At 69.7% G+C, this 22,562-nt stretch carries 21 protein-coding genes and 1 tRNA gene; 8 read left to right on the top strand and 14 right to left on the bottom strand.

The features are described from left to right. Nucleotides 1-5 precede the first annotated feature (5 nt). On the bottom strand, nucleotides 6-839 hold the full coding sequence (locus RJT50_RS10810; protein ID WP_313691330.1) for a putative RNA uridine N3 methyltransferase: 834 nt from the start codon (nucleotides 837-839) through the stop codon (nucleotides 6-8). Between the two features lie 232 nt (nucleotides 840-1,071). Here RJT50_RS10810 and RJT50_RS10815 point away from each other — a divergent pair. Next, nucleotides 1,072-1,142, top strand: a tRNA-Gly gene (locus RJT50_RS10815). Between the two features lie 31 nt (nucleotides 1,143-1,173). Here RJT50_RS10815 and RJT50_RS10820 read toward each other — a convergent pair. Continuing rightward, a complete protein-coding gene (locus RJT50_RS10820) occupies nucleotides 1,174-1,452 on the bottom strand; it encodes a hypothetical protein (protein ID WP_313691331.1) in 279 nt (92 codons plus the stop codon). A 493-nt stretch (nucleotides 1,453-1,945) separates the two neighbouring features. Here RJT50_RS10820 and RJT50_RS10825 point away from each other — a divergent pair, with 493 nt between their 5' ends. From RJT50_RS10825 to RJT50_RS10840, 4 genes are all read left to right on the top strand, one after another. Next, nucleotides 1,946-2,281, top strand: a complete 336-nt coding sequence (locus RJT50_RS10825) for an MTH1187 family thiamine-binding protein (RefSeq protein WP_313691332.1) — start codon at nucleotides 1,946-1,948, stop codon at nucleotides 2,279-2,281. Between the two features lie 223 nt (nucleotides 2,282-2,504). Beyond that, nucleotides 2,505-3,440 (top strand): methenyltetrahydromethanopterin cyclohydrolase, encoded by a 936-nt coding sequence (gene mch, locus RJT50_RS10830; protein WP_313691333.1) that lies wholly within the window; start codon nucleotides 2,505-2,507, stop codon nucleotides 3,438-3,440. 4 nt (nucleotides 3,441-3,444) lie between these two features. Beyond that, nucleotides 3,445-4,011 carry a double winged helix-containing putative transcriptional regulator gene (locus RJT50_RS10835; protein WP_313691335.1) on the top strand — a complete coding sequence of 189 codons (567 nt, stop codon included), beginning with the start codon at nucleotides 3,445-3,447 and terminating at the stop codon, nucleotides 4,009-4,011. Further along, nucleotides 4,008-4,721 (top strand): HAD family hydrolase, encoded by a 714-nt coding sequence (locus RJT50_RS10840; RefSeq protein ID WP_313691336.1) that lies wholly within the window; start codon nucleotides 4,008-4,010, stop codon nucleotides 4,719-4,721. The genes RJT50_RS10835 and RJT50_RS10840 overlap by 4 nt, the downstream gene beginning before the upstream one ends. Here RJT50_RS10840 and RJT50_RS10845 read toward each other — a convergent pair. Then, nucleotides 4,706-6,331 (bottom strand): GTPBP1 family GTP-binding protein, encoded by a 1,626-nt coding sequence (locus tag RJT50_RS10845; protein WP_313691337.1) that lies wholly within the window; start codon nucleotides 6,329-6,331, stop codon nucleotides 4,706-4,708. The genes RJT50_RS10840 and RJT50_RS10845 overlap by 16 nt on opposite strands. 214 nt (nucleotides 6,332-6,545) lie before the next feature. Then, the gene (locus RJT50_RS10850; protein ID WP_313691339.1) at nucleotides 6,546-7,103 is read right to left on the bottom strand and encodes a J domain-containing protein; all 558 of its coding nucleotides are present in this window, start codon (nucleotides 7,101-7,103) and stop codon (nucleotides 6,546-6,548) included. Nucleotides 7,104-7,317: 214 nt separating this feature from the next. On the opposite strand from RJT50_RS10850, the gene RJT50_RS10855 reads away from it, so the two are divergent. Further along, complete coding sequence (locus RJT50_RS10855) at nucleotides 7,318-7,554, top strand: hypothetical protein (protein ID WP_313691340.1); 237 nt, start codon at nucleotides 7,318-7,320, stop codon at nucleotides 7,552-7,554. On the opposite strand, the gene RJT50_RS10860 is transcribed toward RJT50_RS10855, so the two are convergent. The 4 genes from RJT50_RS10860 to proS form a co-directional block, all read right to left on the bottom strand. Then, nucleotides 7,551-9,251, bottom strand: coding sequence for a histidine kinase N-terminal 7TM domain-containing protein (locus tag RJT50_RS10860; protein ID WP_313691341.1), 1,701 nt, complete (start codon nucleotides 9,249-9,251; stop codon nucleotides 7,551-7,553). The genes RJT50_RS10855 and RJT50_RS10860 overlap by 4 nt on opposite strands. Before the next feature lie 60 nt (nucleotides 9,252-9,311). Then, complete coding sequence (gene pyrF, locus RJT50_RS10865; RefSeq protein ID WP_313691342.1) at nucleotides 9,312-10,136, bottom strand: orotidine-5'-phosphate decarboxylase; 825 nt, start codon at nucleotides 10,134-10,136, stop codon at nucleotides 9,312-9,314. 478 nt (nucleotides 10,137-10,614) lie between these two features. Next, nucleotides 10,615-15,198, bottom strand: coding sequence for a glutamate synthase large subunit (gene gltB / locus RJT50_RS10870; RefSeq protein ID WP_313691344.1), 4,584 nt, complete (start codon nucleotides 15,196-15,198; stop codon nucleotides 10,615-10,617). A gap of 269 nt (nucleotides 15,199-15,467) precedes the next feature. Further along, the gene (gene proS, locus RJT50_RS10875; protein ID WP_313691345.1) at nucleotides 15,468-16,952 is read right to left on the bottom strand and encodes a proline--tRNA ligase; all 1,485 of its coding nucleotides are present in this window, start codon (nucleotides 16,950-16,952) and stop codon (nucleotides 15,468-15,470) included. Between the two features lie 252 nt (nucleotides 16,953-17,204). Here proS and RJT50_RS10880 point away from each other — a divergent pair, with 252 nt between their 5' ends. Then, complete coding sequence (locus tag RJT50_RS10880; protein ID WP_313691346.1) at nucleotides 17,205-17,672, top strand: GNAT family N-acetyltransferase; 468 nt, start codon at nucleotides 17,205-17,207, stop codon at nucleotides 17,670-17,672. An 11-nt stretch (nucleotides 17,673-17,683) separates the two neighbouring features. Here the strand turns inward: RJT50_RS10880 and RJT50_RS10885 are convergent, their stop codons facing one another. From RJT50_RS10885 to RJT50_RS10910, 6 genes are all read right to left on the bottom strand, one after another. Further along, nucleotides 17,684-18,142: an 8-oxo-dGTP diphosphatase gene (locus RJT50_RS10885; protein ID WP_313691347.1), complete on the bottom strand. Its 459-nt coding sequence runs from the start codon at nucleotides 18,140-18,142 to the stop codon at nucleotides 17,684-17,686. Nucleotides 18,143-18,863: 721 nt separating this feature from the next. Beyond that, nucleotides 18,864-19,043 (bottom strand): RNA-protein complex protein Nop10, encoded by a 180-nt coding sequence (locus tag RJT50_RS10890; protein WP_313691348.1) that lies wholly within the window; start codon nucleotides 19,041-19,043, stop codon nucleotides 18,864-18,866. Between the two features lie 37 nt (nucleotides 19,044-19,080). After that, nucleotides 19,081-19,881 (bottom strand): translation initiation factor IF-2 subunit alpha, encoded by an 801-nt coding sequence (locus RJT50_RS10895; protein ID WP_313691349.1) that lies wholly within the window; start codon nucleotides 19,879-19,881, stop codon nucleotides 19,081-19,083. A 124-nt stretch (nucleotides 19,882-20,005) separates the two neighbouring features. Continuing rightward, entirely contained in the window at nucleotides 20,006-20,182 is a 177-nt protein-coding gene (locus RJT50_RS10900; RefSeq protein ID WP_313691350.1) for a 30S ribosomal protein S27e, read from the bottom strand. A gap of 2 nt (nucleotides 20,183-20,184) precedes the next feature. Next, nucleotides 20,185-20,466, bottom strand: coding sequence for a 50S ribosomal protein L44e (locus RJT50_RS10905; protein ID WP_313691351.1), 282 nt, complete (start codon nucleotides 20,464-20,466; stop codon nucleotides 20,185-20,187). Nucleotides 20,467-20,608: 142 nt separating this feature from the next. After that, nucleotides 20,609-21,604, bottom strand: coding sequence for a radical SAM protein (locus RJT50_RS10910; protein ID WP_313691352.1), 996 nt, complete (start codon nucleotides 21,602-21,604; stop codon nucleotides 20,609-20,611). 180 nt (nucleotides 21,605-21,784) lie between these two features. Between RJT50_RS10910 and RJT50_RS10915 the strand changes: the two genes are divergently transcribed. Then, nucleotides 21,785-22,441 (top strand): DUF6517 family protein, encoded by a 657-nt coding sequence (locus tag RJT50_RS10915; protein ID WP_313691353.1) that lies wholly within the window; start codon nucleotides 21,785-21,787, stop codon nucleotides 22,439-22,441. Nucleotides 22,442-22,562 lie beyond the last annotated feature (121 nt).

Raw genomic sequence — 22,562 nt, forward strand, 5'->3', positions numbered from 1 at the left:
TTGGCTTACTCCGTGAGCGTGAGGGGCGAGAGCGTGGTGAAGACCGCCTCTTCGGTCCGCACGACCTCGCTCCCCTGTCGCGGAATCGTATTCAGCCAGAGGTCGAACCCCGAGTCGTCCTGTACCCCGGGTTCGACCGGCACCTCCTCGGGGTCGACCCCGAGGATGGCCGGAAGCCCTCGGCCCGGCGCGCCGAACGCGACGGCGACACGCTTGTCGCGCAGTCGCGCGCGGAGGTCGCCCAGTCCTGACACGGACAGCGGTCGTCCGTGCCGTGACGTGGCGACCCCCACGTCGGCGGCGGCGAGGGCGTCCGAGATGTCCTCGCCCGCGACGCGGAACCCCGGCGAGGGGCCCTCGACGACGCGGGCGCGGACGGGTTCTCGCGAAGAGACCCTGACGGTGACGCGCTCCCCCTCCGTCGCCTCCCGTTCGGGAGGCAGGCGAAGGGAGATCGGGTGTTGCAGTCCGCAATTGACCCGAACGCGGCCTTCAGGTCCGACCTCGGTCACGATTCCGTCTCGCAACTCCGACCCGTCGGGGCCGGAGGTGTCGGGCCGCATGGGTGGAAGCACGCCGACGTGCCGGAGCTCGTCGCGCATCCCCCAGACCTCCTTCCGGAGGTAGGGGGGCGTCGCGCAGTACTCCAGCACCGTGGTGACGTACTCGCCGCCCCAGCGGCGTTCGCCTTCCCCGTCGGGGAAGACGACCAACCGGTCGGCCCGGAAGATCGTCGCCGCGCGGGCGACGTAACCGAGTTTTCGCGTGGCCTCGCGGCCGTCCTCGGCCTCCCGGACGAGCGACGACGGCACGAGGACGTCGAGTCTCGTGTCGTCCATGTCGCTCACACCGGACTGTATCGTACATCTCCTCAGCCACGCCCTAAAAGAACATCGGAACGCTGTGGGCGAGTGACGGCCTCTCACACCCGATTACGGGCGATTTGCATGTGAGGTGGTGTCGTGGGCCAGTGGCGGCCGTGTGTGAGAAACCCCCACGCCCGCGTGCGGTTATTCGGATTCCATCCGACAGCGTTAAGTTGGTCCCTCGGGAATCGTTGGGTGTAGCAGGGCGCTGGTAGTGTAGTGGTATCACGTGACCTTGCCATGGTCACAACCTGGGTTCAAATCCCAGCCAGCGCAGTTCTGTCGCGTCCAATTCGGGAGCCGAGCGTCACTCCATATCCTCTCCCGAGTCGCCGCCGTATCCGACCGCGTTCTCCGTCTCGACCGTCTTCAGCCCGTCCAGCTCACAGAACTGGTCGACGGCAGTCTGGGGAAGCCGGAGCCGGTAGGAGTCGAACCGGAGCTCCGCCTCGACCTCGCCGTTCAGGTCAGCCACTGCGTCCCGGAGGTCGTCCGCAGAGAGCGACCCCAGTTCGACGACCAGCACGACGTCCTCCTCGGGGTGCGGGTCCGTTCGGAGCCGTCGGACCGGATGACTCAGGTACATACTCTAGGGGTCGGGTGGACGACCAAGCCCGTTTCGACTCCGCTACTGAGTCGGTGGAACGCTAGCGAGTCGTGTGTGCCAGCTCGGTGGGACGACCCCGAGAGCCCCGCCGACGTTCGATTCGATATCGGCTCGGCCGTCGGGGCCCAGTCCTCGAAAGCCCCCGCGGCCCCGTTCAGTCCCACCCACACCGCAACCACACGGCAAACCGCAGTCCCACGCCTCTCTTCCCTCGGAGCACATTCCTCGGAACTCTCCCTCGCATCGCTCGCGTGAGCAGCCGATTCGGTCGGCTCGCTCCCTTCGGTCGCTCCCCCACTCATCCCTCGCGCGACGGGTGGCCGCACACGAGGCGCGGCCGCCGCGCGCCTGAGAACGGGGTTCGCAGTTGATTTGCGACGGTTCGAAACGCAGCGAGCGCCCGCACCGAGGACCACGCGCCCGCGAACCTACGGGCCCCACAGTTAGGTGGCCGCGCGCCGAAACGGCAGCCATGACAGTCATCGCGCTCTTGAGCGTCGCACCGGTCACCGAGGGAAGCATGGCCGGCGAAGTCGCCAGGGCCGTCGCCGCGCTCGACGATTTCGAGGTGGGCTACGAGACGAACCCGATGGGGACCGTGATCGAGGCCGACTCCATCGAGGAACTGATGGCCGCCGCCACCGCCGCCCACCAGGCCGTCGACGGCGACCGCGTGAGCACGGTGCTGAAGATCGACGACAAGCGGACCAGCGACCAGCACGCGAACGAGAAGGTCGACGCCGTCGAACGGGAACTCGGCCGCCCGGCCAGAAGCGAGGGGGATGACGCGGTCGGCGACGACGACTGAACCACCACGAGGCGGTCGCCACCGACACCCCACAGCGGAACGAGCGGGTGTCGAGGTAGCGACGACCGACCTACCGCCACGGGTGGGACTGAAAGGCGCCGCGGGGGCTTTCGCGGTCATCACGGTGGAATCGAATTCCGCTGTCGCGTTGTGCCGTGTACACCCAACACATCGAACTCGCGAACTGACAAACTCTTTCCGTGGAACCGCCCAACCCCTCCGCATGGACAGCCTCAATCGCATGGCGGTCGAACTCGTCGACGAGGCGCTCGACTTCGCCGACGAGTTGAACCTGGCCGCCTACGAACTGGACTCGGGTGCGACCGTCATCGACTTCGGCGTCGAGGCGGACGGCGGCCTGGAGGCGGGCCTGCTGCTCGCCGAGATCCAGACCGCCGGGCTGGCGACCGTCCAGTCGCGGATGGACCGGGTCGCCGGCGCGCCGGTCCCGCACGTCGAACTGACGACCGACCACCCGGGCATCGCGCTGCTCTGCTCGCAGAAGGCCGGCTGGGAGCTCGACATGGACGGCTTCGACGGCCTCGGCTCCGGCCCGGCCCGCGCCATCGTCGGGGAGGAGTCCGAGTTCGAGGCGGTCGGCTACTACGACGAGTTCGACCTCACCGTCCTGGGCGTCGAGAGCGTCGAACTCCCGGGCGACGCGGTCGCCGAACACGTCGCCGAACGGACCGGCGTGAACGAGACCGCCGTCTACCTCCCGACCTGCGCGCTCGGCTCGACTGCCGGCAGCGTGACGACCGCGGCCCGCGCCGCGGAACTCGCCGTCTTCCGACTCTTCGAACTCGGCTACGATCCCCTGGACGTGCTCTCGGTCGCGGGCTCCGCCCCGGTCGCCCCCGTCAGCTACGACGAGACGGTGGCGATGGGGCGGACTAACGACGCGCTCGCGTACGGCGGCGAGGTCCACCTGACGGTCGCCGAGGACTTCGACCGGTTCGAGGAACTCCCCTCCAGCGCGGCCGACGAGTACGGCACCCCCTTCGCAGACATCTTCGCCCAGGCCGACTACGACTTCTACGAGGTGGACGAGTCCGTGTTTGCGCCCGCGTCCGTGACGGTGGACGTGGCGGACGGCCCGACGTACGCGCTCGGGGAGACGCGCGAGGACCTGCTCGCCGAGTCGTTCGGCCTCGCGTGAGTCCGTGAAGTTCAAACTCGTCCCGGAGCCGCCCTCGCCGACGGCAAACGGAGCGGATCCGGGTGAGGAGACCGGCGACGCCGGCGACGTGGAGTCGGTTCTCGCGGAGATGCAGGCCGCGGTGCCGCTCGTTCCGGGGAGCGAGGACGACTGCTGTGCCCGGCTGATGCGCCGCCGCGACCTGCCCTCCCGGGACGTCGCCCGGACGTGGCTCACCTTCCTCCGGGCGCTCGGGCTGGCCGAGGAGACGCCCTCGGGGTTCAGACGCGTCCGCGAGTCCGCGAGCCTGGCGGACCTCCGGCGCGCGTTCATCGAGAGCGTGTACGGGGCCGACGTGGTCGCGGAGACGCTCGCTCAGGCGGACAGCGAAAACCCGCTGAGGGTCGAGGACGCGTTCGACGCGCTCCGCGACCGCGTGCCGACCTGGGAACGGAACCGGACCGACGACTGGGAGTCGGTGTGGCGCGAACGCGCCCGACGCCACCTCGACTGGTTCGTGTCCCTGGGCCTCGCCGAGCGACGCGGCGGGGGGTACGTGCCGACCGACGCGCTCGCCCCGGAGGAAGTGTGACGCCGAACGCAGTCACGTTCGACCTCGACGGCACGCTCCTGGACTACCGTCGGTCGCCCGGGGAGATCCTCGCCGTCGCCTTCGACTCGGCGGGCGTCGACCCGCTGTTCCCGGTGACCGCCTACTTCGACCGGTTCGACGAGTTCAACGACCGGACGGACAGGATGGGTGAGCTACGCGCCGAGTGCTTCGCCGCGCTGGCCGAGGATCGCGGCCACGACCCCGACATCGGCAGGGCCGTCGCGGCCGCCTTCGCCGACGCGCGCGATCACGCGAACGTCGAGTGGTGTCCCGGCGCAGAGCCGCTCCTCGACGCCCTGGACCGCGGGGGCGTCCCCTGGGCCGTCGTCACCAACGGCCCGCGGGACGCACAGTCCGAAAAGCTGTCCGCGGTGGGGCTCGACCGCCGTGCCGACGCCGTGGTGTACGCGGGCCACGACACGCCCGCGAAGCCCGACCGCGAACCGTTCGTTCGCGCGCTCGAGGCGCTCGGAGCCGACCCCGCGGACGCCGCTCACGTCGGGGACTCCCACGGGACGGACGTCGTCGGCGCGCGGGCGGTCGGGATGGGAGCCGTCCACGTCCGCGACGGCACCGCGGACGGGAGCGAGCCCGCTCCGGACCTGCGGGTCGAGACGCTGGAACAGGTGATCGAGGAGGGCTGGCCGGCTCCATCGTCCGACCGCGACCCCGACTACTCGTCCGCGTAGGTCACGTCGCTCACCGTGCCGACGCCCTTGCTGCGGCCCTCGCGGAACACGAACCGCTGGCCCTCCTCGACGAGGTACGGCCGGAACTTGAACTCGACCGTCGTCTCGCCGGTGTCGCCGGGCAGCAGCCTCCCGCCCTCGGGGTGGAACACCGCAGCCTCGCTCACGGTTTCGAGGTGGATGACCGGCTCGTACCCCTCCTGGATCCGGGTCGGGTGGTTGAGCACCATCACCTCCGCCTCGAACGACCTGACTGGTCGGACGTCGGCGGTCCGGGGGACGAGCGCCATGCCGCGCTGGATCTCGGCCTCGCGGACGCCCTTCAGCGCGATGCCGACGATGCGGCCCGCCCTGGCCCTGTCGACCCGGTGGTAGTGCATCTCGATGGAGCGGACCTCCACCTCGCGGAACGAGCCGTCGGGCATCGGCCCGAGCAGGAGTTCGTCGCCCGCCTCGACCGTTCCGGCCTGGATGGTGCCCGAGGCGACCGCGCCGACGCCCTTCACGTCGTACGTCCGGTCGACGTACATCCGGAACGCCGCGTCGGCGTCGCTGGTGCGCTTCGGGAGCGCCTCCAGCAGGTCGTCGAGGTCGTCCAGTCCCTCGCGGGTGACCGCCGAGGTGGCGAACACCGGGACGACGCCGTCGCCGACCTCCTCGACGGCCGTCGGGACGCCGTGGCGCTCGGCCCGGAGCGGCGTCTGGTTGACGTCCCGGAGCATCGACTCGACCTCGTGTTCGACCTCGGCGGCGCGCTCGGCGGGGACGGCGTCGACCTTCGTCACCGCGACGAGCGTCGGGAGGTCCATCGCGAGCAGGATGCCGAGGTGCTCGCGCGTCGTCTTCGTCGGGCCGTCGTCGGCGGCGACGACGAGCAGTCCGTAGTCCAGTTTCTGCCCGACCAGCCCGCGGATGGTCGTCCGGAGCCACGGCTCGTGACCGACGGTGTCGACGAACGAGACGAGTCGGTCGGACTCCTGGACCACGCGGGCGCGGTCGGACTTGCGGTGCGGGTTGTCCATGCGGACCTGGCCGTCGTCGTCGAAGCCGTAGACGGCATACGAGAGGTCCGCCGAGAGGCCGCGTTCGACCTCGTGAGGCTGGACGTCGAGGAACGACCGGGTGCCGCCCTCGCCGTCGTCGGCCTCGCCCGTGACGAGCGAGCCGACGAGCGTCGACTTCCCGTGGTCGACGTGGCCGGCGGTGCCGACGACGATGTGCTCGTCGTCGGTTTCGAGCATCGCGCCCTCGCGGACGGTCGCAAGCCCGACCAGCCCCTCCTCGTCCGCGGGACCGGAACCGGCGCTCCAGGTCTCGACGTCGTGGATGTGCGCCTCCGCCTCCTCGGCCAGAAGCGACAGCACGTCCATGCTCTCGGAGAACTCGGCCGGCGAGATGCCGGCGACGCCGCCGTCGTCCCGGACGCCGACGACGTACAGGGCCTCGCCCTCGCCGGAGAGGACGCGGTGGCGAAGTTGTGCGGCGAGACTCTCCAGGCGGCCGTCCGCGAGGTGGACGTCCCTGGAGAGGCGGGTCTTGAACTCGATGTGCCCGCCCTCCTCCTCGCCACGCTCGATTGCCCGTTCGAGCGCGGCGCGGTCAGCGCTCATGCCTCCGGGTCAGTATCGGGCGAGTATAACGTTTTTCACGGTAGGGAGACCCAACCACGCGTACGTTTCACACGGTGAGCGCGGGGAATCGGCGGGTTCGACGACACCACGTCCCGGCAGGAAACACCCACGATGTGACGCGGTGTCCGTCAAGATGCCGGCCCACTACTGCCCGGAAGTCGACCACGGTTCTCGAGCGGTCCGGGCCCCGATCTCACTCCCTGAGAACGTCGTACGCGCGGTTCACGCGCTTGAACGCCTCCTCGTCGCCGCCCGAGTCGGGGTGGGTCTCCTTGACCCGCTCGCGGTACGCGTCCTTCACGTCCGCCTGCGACGCGCCGGGTGACAGGTCGAGTTCCCGGTAGGCGTCCGCCGGCGGCATCCCGGTCCGCATCGTCGGGGAGCCGGTCGGCCCGCCGCTCCCGCCCGGCCCGCGCGCACGTCCCGATCGGGCACCGTTCGCGCGTGCGTCACCCGATTCCGCCCACGCGCCGCCCGCCTCCGCCCGTTCCCGCGCCTCCCGGGCGAACCGTGACCGGGGATCACGGGGACCCCGGTTCGCTCCGAATCCCGGTTCCCGCCGGGCGTCGCTCTCGCGCATCCGTCGGGCCAGCCTGCCCGTCGCGTGCTCCCAGAGGATCCACGACATGATGCCGAACGGGAGCGCCACGACTAGCAGGAACGGCGAGGAGGTGAACGCCAGCACGCCCATGAGGACGGCGATGCCGGCGAACACGGCGGCCACCCCCAGCAGCAGCGGATCGCGGTCCACGCCGGGAACTGGGCGTCCCGCGACCGTAAACCTCCCGTCGCGTGACCGTCACCGGCCGCGCTGCGGTGCCGATCATCGACCGAACTGAAGTGCCGTCACCAGCAAGAGTGGGGTGGCTGTCGTTTTCCCGTGTGGCGAGCCGACACGGACGGGTCGTCGCACGCCTGCAGTGCCCTGAAGGGGGCGCGCGCCGAACCCGAACCCGGGAGTTCACATGAGTGTCAGCGGCCTCTGCCAGATCTGCGAGGCGAAGGAGGGTCGGTTCACCTGTGACAACTGTGGCGCGTTCGTGTGTGAGGACCACTACGACAGGACGGAGGGGCTCTGTGCCGACTGTCTGCGTCTCGTCCGCGGCGGCGACGAGGACCGACCGGGTGGCCGCGACGGGCCGGACACGGCGGACGGCGAGGACGACGTCGGCGACGGCGACCCCGGACCAGTCTCCGACTAATCGGTCCCGACCGTCTCGTTGGAGGCGGGAAGTCGAAGCTCCACCGCGGTCCCTCGCGGTTCCCGATCGGCGAAGGTCAGCGTCGCCCCGAGCGCGCGGGCAGCCCACTGGACCAGCCACAGTCCCAGCCCGCTGCCGTGTGAGAGCGCCGTCTCCCGCCCGGCGCTCAGCGCCTCCAGTTCGGCCTCCGGGATGCCGGGGCCGTCGTCCTCCACCCGGAGAACGACCTCGTCGCCCTCGGGTTCGGCCGTGAGCGTTATCGACGTGGTCTCCCGGTCGGCGTGCTCGACGGCGTTTTCCGCGAGGTTCTCCATCGCCGCCCGCACGACCGCCGGTCGCGTGGTGACGACGAGCGACTCGGGGGCGTCCACGGCGACCGCGACTGCCGTCCCGTCGTCGAGTGCCGCCGCGAGTTCGCGGACCAGCGCCGCCAGGTCGGCATCCCGCCGTTCGCGTCGCTCGCCCCCATCGCTGGTGACGAGGTCCTCGACGTCCCGGGCCTTCTCGCCGAGTTCCTGGAGGTCCCTGCCGCGCTCAACGACCGCGCTCGCCCAGTCGCTCTCGGGGCCCTCCAGCCGGTCTTCCAGCATCTCCGCGCGGCCGACGACGACGGTCATCCCGTTCCGGAGGTTGTGTCTGAGCACCCGGTTGAGCACCTCGAGGCGCTGTCTTCGCCCTTCCCGCTCGGTGACGTCGGTGAACGTCACCGTGTTGCCGACGACCCTGTCGTGGTGGTCCTCGATGCTCGAGACCGTCACCTCGTAGGTCCGGTAGCCGTCGGCGTCCGCGAACTCGAGGAGCTGACCGCCGTCCGCGTCCAGGTCGACGTCCGGTGCGATGTCGTCGAGCCGGTCACGCACGACCGTCCCCGCGGACTCGCCGAACACCGCCGCGGCCGCGCTGTTCAGTTCGATGATCCGGCCGTCCGCGTCCACCACGACGACGCCCACGCCGACGTCCTCGATGGCCGCGCGCCTGCCGAGCGCCTGCGTCGCCGGAACGAGCCCGAGCAGTTCGAAGCGGAACAGCGCGAACGCGAACGCGACCCCCGTCAGCGCCAGCGCGAGCGGCGTCGGGTCGAGCGCGGGCGCCGGCGGGAGGAAGAACACCGACTTGACGTGCGCGGCGAAGCTGACGACCGCACCAGCCAGCAGCGCGAGCCCCTGGTCACGGTAGAGCGCGCCGTAGGAGACGACCGTCTCGAGCAGCAGCAACAGTCCCGCGCCGATGATCGCCCAGCCGTACGCGGCGTGGACGTAGTGCCAGATCTCGGGGTCGTACAGCACCGTCGCCGCGCCGAACGTCGGGGCGATCCGGTAGTTCGTCCACAGGAGGTCGTGCGAGCCGGTCGTCGCAACCAGCACGAGCGTCGCGGCGGGGACGAGACAGGTGGCGACGACGACCCTGCGGGTGACGTACTCGCCCCGCCCGGTGTACCCCAGCGCGAAGAACAGCCAGGCGGGCGCGACGATGGCCTTGCCCACCTCCAGGGGAACCTCCATCGCCTCGCGCAGCAACGGGTCGAAGGTGACGAGCGCGACCGCGTACGAGAGCGACCAGACGGCGACGCCGACCATCAACAACACGAACGACGGCGCGCCGGGTTCCGCGCGTTCGCGCCAGGTGTAGCTTCCCACGGCGACGGCCGTGCCGGCGGCCACCAGGGCGAAAAACACCAGCACGGAGCCGGTCAACATCACCGGACCGATGGAGGCCAGGGGCTTAAATCGCCACCAAGGAGCCGGAGCCGGCCCGGTTCAGCCGTCGTCCCGTTTCCGGTGCTCGTTCAGGCGGTCACGGAGCCGCTTTGCGGCCTGGCCGGCGACCGTGGCGAACTCCTCGCCAGCCTCGGAGCCGGCGAAGATGATGCCCCGCGAGGAGTTCACCAGCCCGACCCCGTCCGCGAGGCCGTACTCGACGGCTGCCTCGGCGTCACCGCCCTGCGCGCCGACACCCGGGACGAGGAACGGCAGGTCCGGCACCGCCTCGCGGACGTCCGCGAGTTCGTCTGGCGTCGTCGCGCCGACCACCAGCCCGACGTTGCCGGCCTCGTTCCACAGGTCCGCCAGCGCGGCGACCCGCCTGTACAGCGGTTCCCCGGAGTCGAGTTCGAGGTCCTGGAGGTCCGCGCCGCCCGGGTTGGAGGTGCGACAGAGGACGAACACGCCCTTCTCGTGCCGGGAGAGGAACGGGGAGAGCGAGTCGCGCCCGAGATAGGGGTTCACGGTGATGGCGTCGGCGTGATCGAGCAGTTCCGCGTACTTGCGCGCGGTGTTTCCGATGTCGGCCCGCTTGGCGTCGAGCAGCACCGGCACGTCCTTCCCGTGCGCGTACGCGATGGTTTCCCGGAGCGACCGCCACCCGTCGGCGTCCTCGTAGAAGGCGACGTTCGGCTTGTAGCAGGCGGCGTACTCGTGGGTCGCGTCGATGATGCGTCGGTTGAACGCCCAGCGCGGGAGATCTCTGTCGTGGAGGTGCTCGGGGAGTTTGTCGAGGTCGGCGTCCAGGCCGACCGAGACGACGGTGTTCTTGGCGTGGATTCTGTCGGCGAGGTCGGAGAAGAAGGGGTTGAACTCGGGCATTCTTGAGTGGTGTGGGTGGTCGGGTGGGGCTAAGTGTTCCTGTTTTTCTTCTCGGGCGGTGTTGGATCGGTCCTGGTGTCGAACAGCTGGAAAGCCCCCTCGACCATCGGTTCAGGGGCTAGCTTCAATCCCCTGACGCACGCCTCGAAAGCCCCCCCGGCTGTCGGCTCGGTGCGGCCGCTGCGCTCCTCAGTCGCTCACTGCGTTCGCTCCTCATCGGTCGGCCTCCGGCCTCCCTCTTGCGGTGCTTGTCGGTCCGCGCCGTCGCCGACAGCCGCGGCCCCTTTCAGTCCCACCCGGACGGCACCGCAACCGCACCGCACCCTCCCCAGCCTCCTGCGGTGCTCGGAACTCACCCTCGCTGCGCTCGCGTGAGCCACGCACGAGCGGCCGCGCTTCGCTTGGCCGCCGCGCGCCATTCGGCTAGTTCCGTTCGTGAATCACGCGCGAAAACAAGAAACTGCGAATCCGAACTCACCTAGTCGTCGCCCGAGACCGCGCCGCGCTCGAAGCCCGGAACCGCGTCGCCGCCCGCCACCGGCTCCGGCAGTTCGTCGCGCACGTCGTCGCCGCGGCCCTCCGCGATGACTTCCGCGTAGGCGTCGGGCAGCACGCGGACGAACTCGCCGACGGCCTCCGACCAGTTCTCCAGCAGGGCGGCCGCGCGCTCGCTGTCGGTCCGGGCGAGGTGGTTCTCGACCAGGCGGCGCAGCATCGCCTCGTCGGCATCGGTCAGTTCCTGGGAGAGCGACACCATCCCGCGGTTCACCTTCGCCGGGAACTCGTCGTCCGGGTCGAACACGTACGCGACGCCGCCGGACATCCCCGCGCCGAAGTTCCGGCCCGTCTCGCCCAGCACCGCGACGGCGCCGCCGGTCATGTACTCACAGCCGTGGTCGCCCAGCCCCTCGACGACCGCCTTCGCGCCCGAGTTGCGGACCGCGAAGCGCTCGCCCGCGACGCCGTTGACGTACGCCTCGCCGCTCGTCGCGCCGTAGAGCGCGACGTTGCCGACGACGATGTTCTCGCTCGGGTCGAACGACGCGTCCGCGGGCGTCTCGACGGCGAGCGTGCCGCCCGAGAGCCCCTTGCCGACGTAGTCGTTCGCCGCGCCGGTGAGGTGGCTGCTCACGCCGGGCGCGAGGAACGCGCCGAACGACTGGCCCGCGGTGCCGTCGAACTCCAGGCTGACCGTGTCCCGGGGGAGCCCTTCGCCGCCGTGTTCGGAGGCGACGCGGTTCGAGAGCGTCGCGCCGACTGCCCGGTCCGTGTTCCCGAGCGTCCGCGAGACGGCGACCGGTTCGCCCGACGAGAGCGCCTCGTCCGCCGCCTCGATGAGCTCCCGGTCGATGCCGTCCGCGACGTCGGCGTGGTCCTGCTCGCGCACCTTCGTCCGCGCGCCGGGCGCGGGGTCGGCGAGCACCGTCGAGAGGTCGAGTTTCGCGGCCTTCCCCTCCAGGTCGTCGCGCTGGGTGAGCACGTCGGGCCGGCCGATCATCTCCTCGACCGTGCGGAAGCCGAGGTCGGCCATGATCTCGCGGAGCTCCCGTGCGATGAACGTCATGTAGTTGATGACGTGCTCGGGCTCGCCGGGGAAGCGCTCGCGGAGGTCCTCCCGCTGGGTGGCGACGCCGACCGGGCAGGTGTTCTGGTGGCACTGCCGGGCCATCACACAGCCCGAGGAGACGAGCGAGGCGGTGCCGAAGGCGAACTCCTCGCCGCCCAGCAGCGCGCCGACCGCGACGTCGCGGCCGGTCTTCATCCCGCCGTCGACGGCGACGCGGATGCGGTCGCGCAGCCCCGTCGCGCGGAGCATCTGGTTCGTCTCCGCGAGGCCGAGTTCCCACGGGAGGCCGGCGTTCTTGATGCTCGTCTTCGGCGACGCGCCCGTCCCGCCCGAGTGGCCCGAGACGTGGACGACGTCGGCCTCGGCCTTCGCGACGCCGGCCGCGATGGTGCCGATGCCGGCCTCCGAGACCAGCTTCACGTTGACGTCGGCCTCCGGGTTCGCGGACTTCAGGTCGTGAATGAGCTGTTTCAGGTCCTCGATGGAGTAGATGTCGTGTTGCGGGGGCGGCGAGATGAGGCCCACGCCCGGCGTCGAACACCGGACGTGCGCGATGTACTCGTTCACCTTCGCGCCGGGGAGATGACCGCCCTCGCCGGGCTTGGAGCCCTGCGCCATCTTGATCTGGAGTTCGTCCGCGCTCGCGAGGTACTCCGCGGTGACGCCGAAGCGGCCCGAAGCGACCTGTTTCACGTCGCACTCGCGCTCGGTGCCGAACCGCTCGGGCGGCTCGCCGCCCTCGCCGGTGTTCGACTTGCCGCCGAGCCGCCGCATCGCGATGGAGTTGTTCTCGTGGGCCTCCGGCGAGAGGCTGCCGAGGCTCATCGCTGCCGTGGTGAAGCGCGTGGCGATCTCCGAGACCGGCTCGACCTCCTCGACCGGGATCGGGTCGCGGTCGGAATCGAACTCAAGGAGGTTCCGGAGTTCGGCCGGTTCGTCGGCGTCGTTCACCTGTTCTGCGAACGAGTCCCACGACTCGCGGTCGTCCCCACGGACGGCGGCGTGGAGGTCCCGCACCGAGTGGGGGTTCCAGCCGTGGTGGAGCCCCGACGAGCGGTTCTCGTACTCGCCGTGGGTCTCCAGTTCGGGGTCGTCGCCGAAGCCGACCGCGTGGCGCTCGCGGACGTCGGCCGCGAGTTCGTCGACGCCGATGCCCTCCGTGCGGATCTCGGTCCCCTCGAAGTACTCGCGGACGAACGCGGAGTCGAGCCCCACCGCCTCGAAGATCTGTGCGCCGCGGTAGGACTCGGCCGTCGAGATGCCCATCTTCGCCATCGTCTTGAGGAGCCCCTGTTCGAGCGCCGCGCGGTAGGTGGCGAGCGCCTCCACCTCGTCCGCGCCGTCGGGGCCGGCGACGAGGTCCCGGACCGTCTCGTACGCGAGGTACGGACAGACCGCGCCCGCGCCGTAGCCGACGAGCGTGGCGACGTGGTGGACCTCGCGCGGGTCGCCCGACTCGACCACGAGGCCACAGCGGGCGCGCAGGCCCTCGCGGACGAGCGCGTGGTGGACCGCCGCGGTGGCGAGCAGGCTCGGGATGGGCGCGCGGTCGGCGTCGACCGCGCGGTCCGAGAGAACGAGCACGTCGGCGCCGTCGCGGACGGCCGCGACCGCCTCCTCGCGGAGGGCCTCGACCGCGGCCTCCATGTCGCCCTCGGGGTCCCAGGTCGTCTCCAGCGTCGTCGACGTCAGGTCGCCGTCGGTCCGGCCCGCGAGGTCGCGGAGCCCGGCCGTCTCGGCCTCGGTGAGGATCGGCGAGTCGCAGACGACCTGCCGGGCGTGTTCGGGCGACTCGTCGAGCAGGTTCCGCTGGGGGCCGAGTCTGGCCTCGAGCGAGGTGACGAGTTCCTCGCGGATGTAGTCGATCGGCGGGTTCGACACCTGCGCGAACAGTTGCTTGAAGTAGGTGAACAGCGGCCGGTTGTACTCCGAGAGCACCGACAGCGGCGTGTCGTCGCCCATCGAACCGACGGGGTCCTTCCCGTCGTGGGTCATCGGCTCGATCATGTGGTTCAGCTGGTCGGTCGTGTAGCCGAACGTCGCCTGGAGCCCGCGGAGGTTCTCGGGAGCCTCGCCGGCGTTCGGAACCGTCCTCACCGCGTCGGCGTCACCCGGCCGGCCGTCCGCGTCCGTCTCGACCGCCACGGCGTCGAGTTCGCGCTGCTCGGCGTCGACGAACTCACCGTACCTGTCGTCGACGAGGTCCGCGAAGACGGCCTCGTCGGGGACGACCTCGCCGGCCTCGCGGTCCGCGACGAACACCTCGCCGGGCTGGAGCCGGCCGCGCTCGGCGACCGCGCTCGGCTCGTGGTCGAGCGCGCCGACCTCGCTGGCCATCACGAGCCGGTTGTCGGTCGTCACGTCGTATCGGCACGGACGCAGGCCGTTCCGGTCGAGCACGCCCGCGACGCGCTCGCCGTCGAAGCCGATGACCAGTGCGGGGCCGTCCCACGGCTCCACGAGCGAGGCGTGGAAGTCGTAGAACTCCCGGCGCTCCTCGCTCATCGCGTCGTCCCCGCGGTACGCTTCGGGGATGAGCATCCGGAGCGCGTGCGGGAGCTCGCGGCCGCCCCGGAGCAGCAAGTCGAGCGTCTCGTCGACTGAGGCGGTGTCGGACTGGTCCGGATCGGAGATGACCGGCGTCACCGTCTCCAGTTCCGCGTCGGTGAAGCCGCCGTCCGCGAGGTCGGCCTCGCGGGCGCGCATCCAGTTCACGTTCCCCCGGATGGTGTTGAACTCGCCGTTGTGGACGATGTTCCGGTACGGGTGCGCGAGGTGCCACGCGCCGAGCGTGTTCGTCGAGAAGCGCGCGTGGACGAGCGCGACGCCGGATTCGAGCCGGTCGTCGCGAAGGTCCGGGAAGTACGTCCCGAGCTGGCTCGCCTTCAGAAGGCCCTTGTAGACGAGGCGCTCGCGGTCGAGCGAGCAGACGTAGAATCGCCCCGCACCCTCCACGTCCGCGGCCGCCTTCTCCAGTTCGCGCCGGCCGACGTACAGTCGCCGGTCGAAGTCGTCGGTCGAGAGTTCCCCGTCGGGCGCGACGAACGCCTGCCAGACGGACGGCTCCGAGTCCAGCGCAGTCTCGCCCAGGTCCGCCGCATCCGCGTCCGTGGGAACCTCCCGCCACGCGACCGTCTCGACCCCGTAGGAGGCGAACGTCGTCTCGAACAGGTCCCGGAGCTCCGCCCGTACCCCCTCGTCGGTCGGCATGAACAGCGATCCGACCGCGTAGGTGTCCGGGAGGTCGCCGACGACCGCCTCGAAGAAGCCGTCCGGCCGCTGGAGCATGACGCCCGCCCCGTCGCCCGTGTTCGGTTCCGCGCCCGTCGCACCCCGGTGTTCGAGGTTCTCCAGGAGTTCGATGCCATCCTCGATTACTGCGTGTGACCGACCGCCGTCGAGGTCGACGACGGCACCTACACCGCAGTTCGAACGCTCGTCCGCGGGGTCCGCCAGGCCCGCGGCCGGGCGCTCGCGCGCGTCCGGCTGAGTCATGTGGGAGGGTGCGCGTGACCCACATAAAGCCGTGACCCTGAAGGACTAAGGGCGTACCAATACCATACAAGGGAATAATAGGTCAAGGATGTACGGAATCGAGTAGTCAATTGACGATCAGCGTCCGATTACGACTCGGATAGTCGTGATAGCTGCAAATTTTCCTCTGATCGTCCAGCCCGAAAATCGTTCGGAATTTCGGTGGACGTTCGTCCAGTTCCAATCGGCGGTTCCCGTCCGATCGGACCCCCCGAGTTCGGACGGCGCGGTCAGTAGGACTTCGCGAAGTACGCGGTTCGTTCCGCGCGCTCCCCACAGACCGCACACGTCTCCTCGTCCTCGCCGCCGACGAGGTCGTCCTCGTCCTCGAACGGGACCATGACGATCTCGGCGGCGATCTGCTCTTTGATCTCGTCCTCGCAGCCCTCCTCGCCACACCACGGCGCATTGACGTAGCCGCCGTGCTGGCCGATGGTGCCCAGGATCTCCGCGCGATCCGACGCCTCGCGCACCTCGCCCTCGAGGTTCTCCTCGGCGGCGGCGTACAGCTTTGCGAACACCTCGTCGAGGTGGACCCGCGCGGCGTCCGCGATGCCCTCGCGCTCGGCGGTCGCCTCCTCGCCGTCCGGGCGGTGGACGACCGTCACCTCGTCGTCCTCGACCTCGTGGGGGCCGATCTCGAACCGGACGGGGACGCCGTTGAGTTCGTGCTCGTTGAACTTGAAGCCGGGATTGCGCGTGTCGCGGTCGTCGAGTTCGACGCGGATGCCCGCCTCCTCGAGTTCCTCTGCGATGCCCTGGGCGTACGAGAGCACGTCCTCCTTCGTGTCGGCCTGCCAGATGGGGACGATGACGACCTGCTCGGGCGCGACCGTCGGGGGGAGCACGAGCCCCTGATCGTCCGAGTGGGTCATGATGAGCGCGCCGAGCGCGCGCCAGGAGAGCCCCCAGGAGGTGGTGTGGGCGACCTGCTCCTCCTCGTCCTCGTCCGAGTAGTGGATGTCGAACGCCTCGGCGAACGAGGTGCCGAGGTGGTGGGACGTCCCGCCCTGGACGGACTTGCCGTCGGGCATCAGCGCCTCGACGGTCGTCGTGGTGTCCGCGCCGGGGAACTTGTCGTGGTCGGGCTTCTGGCCGCGGAGGACGGGCATCGCGAAGAACTCCTCGTACACCGACTCGTACTGATCGAGCCGGCGCATCGTCTCGTCCCAGGCGTCCTCGTGGGTGGCGTGGGCCGTGTGGCCCTCCTGCCAGAGGAACTCCTTCGTGCGGAAGAACGGCTTCGTCTCCGTCGCCTCCCAGCGCACGACCGAGCACCACTGGTTGACGCGCAGCGGCAGGTCGCGGTGGCTCCGCACCCAGCGGGCGATGTACGGGGTGATGATGGACTCGGAGGTGGGCCGCACGGCGAGCCGTTCCTCGAGTTCGTCGTTGCCCGCGTGGGTCACCCACGCCACCTCGGGGTCGAACCCCTCGACGATGTCCTTCTCGCGCTCGAGGTACGACTCGGGGATGAACATGGGGAAGTAGGCGTTCCGGACGCCCGTCTCCTTGAACTTCGAGTCGAGGAACGCCTGCATGCGCTCCCAGAGCTCGTAGCCGCGGGGCCGGGTCACGATGAACCCGGACATGTTCTCGGGGCCGTAGTTCGCCAGGCCCGCCTTCTGGACTACCTCGGCGTACCACTCGCCGGTCTCATACTCCTTGGATTTCGTGACGCCGAGGTCCTGCTCGGCGCCGTCGTCGTCGTTCATACTCGTTGGTTTCGGACTGCGGTCTTAAACGCGGTGCGTTTCGGTCGCGCCGGGAGAAGTGATGGTGGGTGGCCTAGGCGCCACCCGGCGGGAGCGGGACTGGGACGGCGCGCTGGGCGGACTCACGTGCGTGACCCCGGCGCCGTGTCATGGTCGCCACTGGGATCGGCCCCCACAAGAACGTACCGGGGGGTCGTCACCGGCTGGCACGAACGACCAACGGTTATGCCCCTCCCAGCACAGCCGCGACGCATGGACGCAGCCGACCTGGACGTGGTCGACCTCGACCGGAGCGACGCCGAGGAACTGCTGTCGCGCTACCGCGAGTACGGCTGGTGGGACGAGCGCGAACGCGAGGCGGTGGCCGAGGCGCTGGCACACACGGACCTCGCGATCGGACTCCGGGACGGGACGACCCTCGTCGCCTCGGCACGGGTGATCACCGACTTCGTCTACTACGCCCGGGTGTACGACGTCATCGTCGCCGCGGACCGGCGCGGCGAGGGGCTCGGCCGAAAACTCCTCTCGGCCATTCTCGCGGACGACCGACTCGCCGACGTGAACCCCGTTCTGCTGTGCCGGGACGGGCTCGTTCCGTTCTACGAGTCGGTGGGCTTCGAGCCGTACCCGGAGACGGTCGATGCGCCCGAGGGCGAGGACGTCGAACTCCGGCAGCTGATCCACGTCGACGGTGAACTGGAGGACGCCGGGGGCGAGTGAAGAGCCGTGAGTCAGTCGAGGGCGACGTCGCGCTCGACCTCGACCAGTCGGGGTTCGCCGTCGTGGTAGACGAACCGGCCGCGGAACGTCCCGCCCGCGAGCACCGTGGGGAGCCAGTCGCGGTCCGTCTGCCACATCTCCGCGAGCGGAAGGTCCCTGACCGGGAACCACTCCGGGACGGCCTCCTCGCTTTCGGTCGGTTCGCCGTCGTACGCGGTCGCGCGGTAGACGTGGACGAGCGCGTTCCAGTCCTCGGAGTAGTACTCGAACTCGCCGAGCTTTTCGGGGTCGCGCACCTCGATGCCGACCTCCTCCCGGACCTCGCGGACGACGCACTCGCGGGGCGTCTCGCCCGGTTCGACCTTGCCGCCGGGGCCGACGTACTGGTCGCTGCCCACGCCGCGCTTCTTGTGGATGAGTAGCGTCCGGTCGTCGTCGGTGACGAGGTGACACAGCGTCGCGTCGCGCATCTCGTTGGGTTCCGGTTGGCCGGTGGTGAGTAAACGATGTCGGCCTCTCTGCTAGTTCGGTCGTCGCCTGGAACTGGTCGGTCGTCGCTTCGACCGCCTCGAAAGCTTTCGTGGCGGTCGACTCGGTGCGGCCGCTGTCGTTCGAAAATCGAAGAGTTTCGTGATGTGGTCGGATTCCGCCGGAATCCGACCGCGGACGGGAAACCGACGGTTTCCCGTACTGACGAACGACGCGAGCGCCTTTCGAACCACGCTCCTCGCTCCCTCCGGTCGCGCTGTGGTGCTCGTCGGTCCGCGCCGTTCACGAGAGGCACGGCGTCTCGTGAACGCCGCGCGCTACGTGGATTGACTGGTCAAATGCGGTCGGCGCGCGGCTGGCGGACCTCCGTGTCCGCCGCCGGCGCGCGAGGGATGAGACAGCGACGGCGAGCGCAGCGAGCCGAGCGAACGAATCGGCTGCTCACACGAGCGGAGCGAGGGTGATTCCGAGGAGCGTGCTCCGAGGTAAGGGAGGCTTGTGGCTGCCGTGCGGTGCGGGGCGGTGGGTGGGACTGAAAGGGGCCGCGGCGGTCGGCGAACCCCGAACTCGCAAGCACCACAGCGCGACCGCAGGGAGCGCGAGGAGCGCAGCGCGGTTCGCGGGAGCCGAGCGCCGCGGGGGCTTTCGAGCCGTTAGCACCAGTGAACGCCCCCCAGTTCCGGAAAAGGACTACTCGAAACCCTACTCCGACGAAGCCCGAGCACGACGGCGATACTCCCCGTACGGGTCCTCGGGCGAGAACGGCGCGGGCGCGGAGTTCACCGCCTCTGCCCCGCACTCGGGACACGTCGAAGCGAGCGTGTACACCGGGCGCTCGTGACGCCCCTTCCACGCCGAACACTCCTTGATGTCCGATTTCATGAATTTCTCCTCCGGCTCCCGGCCAGCGAGATCGGCCCTACTCGTCCTCGGTCTCGCGCTCGCGGTGGAACGCCCCCACGCCGCCCGCGGTCTCGATGGACTGCCGGGCGCGGTCGGCCGACGCCTCCAGTTCGTTCTCGGCGGTCTTGTAGTCGGGCGCGCGGACGCGGATGCGGTACTCGGGCGCGCCGACGTACGAGACCTCCAGTTCGACCTCCTCGGGCACCTCGCCGTTGCCCTCGGCGGCCTCCAGGGCTGCCTTCACGTCGTCGACGCCGTCGGCCTCCGCGGACTCGAGGTCAACGTAGCCCGTGACGTTGACGTACGGGACCGAGACGTTCTCGCGGGCGGCCTCCACGATGGCGTCGATCTCGTCGTCGTCGAGGTCCGTGTCCGAAAGCGCCTCCTCGCCGTGGATGGCCGCCTCCTCGAAGCCGTCGTACATCGAGCCGAACGCCGAGTAGAGCGCCTCCGCGACGCGGGTGTACTGCTCGTCGCTCACGTCCTCGCCGAACGCGATGGTCATCCAGTTGTCCGCCTTGCGCTCGTTCTTCCACTCCTGGATCTTGTCCGAGCGCTGGTGGTCGTTGACGTCCTTGATCGAGAGGTCGATCTGCTGGGACGACTCGTCGACGTCGAGCACCTTCGCCACGACGCGCTCGCCGACGCTCACGTGGTCCCGGATGTTCTTGATCCACCCGCTCGCGACCTCGCTGACGTGGGTCAGGCCGCGCTTGTCCTCGTACTCGTCCAGGTCCACGAACACGCCGAAGTCGGTGATCTCGTCGACCTCGCCGACGACGAGTTCGCCCTTCTCGGGCCAGCCGCTGAATTTCATGGTCGGGGATAACGGGCGGAGCGTAATACGGTTTCCCTCTCGGGGCGGCGGAGCGGTGGCCGTGGACGACGCTGCTGCTCGGTCGTGACCCGGCTGGACGGAAAAACGGGAGGGGCGGACCGGTTCAGGCGCGCTGCTCGACGGTCTCGACGACCTCGCCGGCGAACGCGGCGTCGCCGCCGGTCGGCGACGCGAGCGTCGTCCCGCAGACCGCACAGTTCACCACGGAGGACGCCTTGCCGAAGACGACCTGCTCGTTCTCACAGTCCGGACACCGGACGCGGTAGAAGGCTCCTGCCATCCTTACTCCTGGAAGGTGAGTCGGCCGGCGCGCCAGCCCTCGCGCATGTGGGCCTTGCCGCACTCGCCACAGCGGTACTTCAGGTGGGTCTTCTTCGTCGGCTTGTCGCCGCCGGGCACCTTCGAGAACTTGCCGGCGTTCCCGATGACCGACGTGCCGCGGGCCTGCTGGCGGTCGGTCCACTTCATGCCGGTCTCGCGGCCCTTCCGGACCTTCTCGACCTCGACCTCGTGGTGTTCGTTACAGTGCGGACAGTACGTGTTCATGCGTCGTGGCATCTCCATGGCGAGATCTCCTCTTGGCCACGACTACTGGTCGGGTGCTTAAAACGCATTTGGTCCGGCGACGCCGTGCGGGAGCGTCACGCGCGGCCCGCCCGGGTGTGGTCGGTCGCCCCGGCGCGTCCGGGTCCCCGTGAAACGACGCTCAGGCCAGCGGGGTCCGCTCGACGACCGTGCCGTCGTAGGTGGGGTACTGCTCGACGAGTTCCCCGTCCTGTAGGTCCCCCTCCTCGACCATCTCCTCGAGCAGCCACCAGGCCACCTCGACGTGGTCCGCCTTGACGGTGTAGAACTCCTCGGGGACGCCGAGGTCGACGAGGCGCGCGGCGTCGGCGTACGTCTTCCCGTACACCAGGGTCCCGTCCTCGGTCACGTCGTCGAACGGCCGGCGGACGTTCTTCGCCATTCGCTTCAGCCGGTTCCGGTGCTGGGCGGCGTCCTTGAACACGCTCGTACAGAAGTAGACGCGCTCGTGGTCGCCCATCGCGTCGAGGATCTCCGCCTTCGAGCCGTCGACCGCCGACATGTGGCCCTCCTGGAGTTCGAACCCCTCCTGTTGCATCCGGCGGTAGTTCCCCTGGCTCATCTCGAACTCGTTGACGTTACAGAAGTCCGCGGCACCCTCGTCGAGGAACTCGAGGAACTCCTCCTCGGCGCGGATGCCCGGAATCTCGAACGCGGGCGTGAGCCCCTCCTCGCGCGCGACGTGGAGGATCTCCTCCCACTCCGTGCCGTGCATCTCGCCCCACAGCTCGTAGGGCGGGTGGAAGCGAATCTCGTCGAGCCCCGCCTCGGAGAGCCGTCGCATGTTCTCCCGGCCGCCGGTGATGCCGGTGTACAGGTGCGTGTGGTGGTCCTCGCCGAACTCGTCTTTCAGCAGCGAGAGGTAGCGGCAGGTTCGGTCCATCGCCTCCTGTGGTTCTCCGCCGGTGATGGAGGTGCCCAGCGCGTCCATCCGGTGGGCCTCCTCCAGGACGTCCTCCTCGCAGGTGACCTCGCGCTCGTTGGCGTACACCGTGTTCACGTTCTTCCGGTTCTCGCCGAGCGGGCAGTAAAAGCAGTCGCGCTGGTCGCAGTAGCCGTAGACGAAGAGCACCATCTTGCCCCCCATCGCGCACTGTTCACAGCCCTTCGAGATCATTTCGGTACCCGACGTTCGCCGCGGAACGGCAAAAACGCCCCGACTCGCACCCGCGCACGTGGGTCACAGCCACGGTCACGGCGAGTGGACCCGTGAACGGGGAGTGCGTCCCGCGAAGACGCCGGGTCGAGCCGCACACACCACGAAACTCATTACGTTCGACCGCATCCGGTCACCAACATGAACAGACGAACGGTCCTTCGGACGGCCGGCATGATCGGCGTCGCCAGCGCGAGCGCGGGCTGTCTCGGCGTTCTTACCGGATCGCAGCCTGCCGAGTTCGCCTCGGGCACCGCGACCGTCTCCGGGTCGGCCCTCGAGGAGACCGGCTACGAGTCGGTCGGCGTGGAGTCGCTGGAGGTCGATCGGACGATCTCGGTCGCGGGCCAGGAGCGGCGGGTGATCGTGACGAACCGGCTGGCACAGTACGACAAGAGCGTCGATCTGCCGACGGGCGACAGCTACCGCGGCGCGCTGTTCGCCCTGCTGGCGACGCCGGCGGTCGAGGTGCTGGGCCGGTCAGTGAACCCGGTGGCCGAACTCGGCACCGGCGAACTCGCCCGTCGCGTCCTGTCCCAGTACGAGGGCTTCGGCAGCCTCGACGAGGAGGGGACCGAGACGGTCTCCATCCTCGGGACGGACACGGAAGTCGGGCTGTTTCTCACCGAGGCCGAAGTCACCTCCGACGTGACGACCGAGGTCCGCATTCACGTCGCGGAGGCGGTTCGCGTCGAGGACGACTTCGTCGTCGCCGTCGGCGCGTACCCGACGCTCATGTCCGAGGAGGGCGACGCGGTGGGGACGCTGATGGAGTCCGTCGAACACGAACCCAACTGAGCCGCACGAGCGCCCAAACGGCCCGCGTGACACGAACTGAACCGCACCGAACCCGTCCGCCCGGGCGCGACGACTGCGACCCGTCCCCGAAAACAGATATACCCGGAACGTCCTAGCGCAC

Origin of the sequence: Halobaculum sp. XH14 (assembly GCF_032116555.1) — an archaeon.
GTDB lineage: Archaea > Halobacteriota > Halobacteria > Halobacteriales > Haloferacaceae > Halorarum > Halorarum halobium.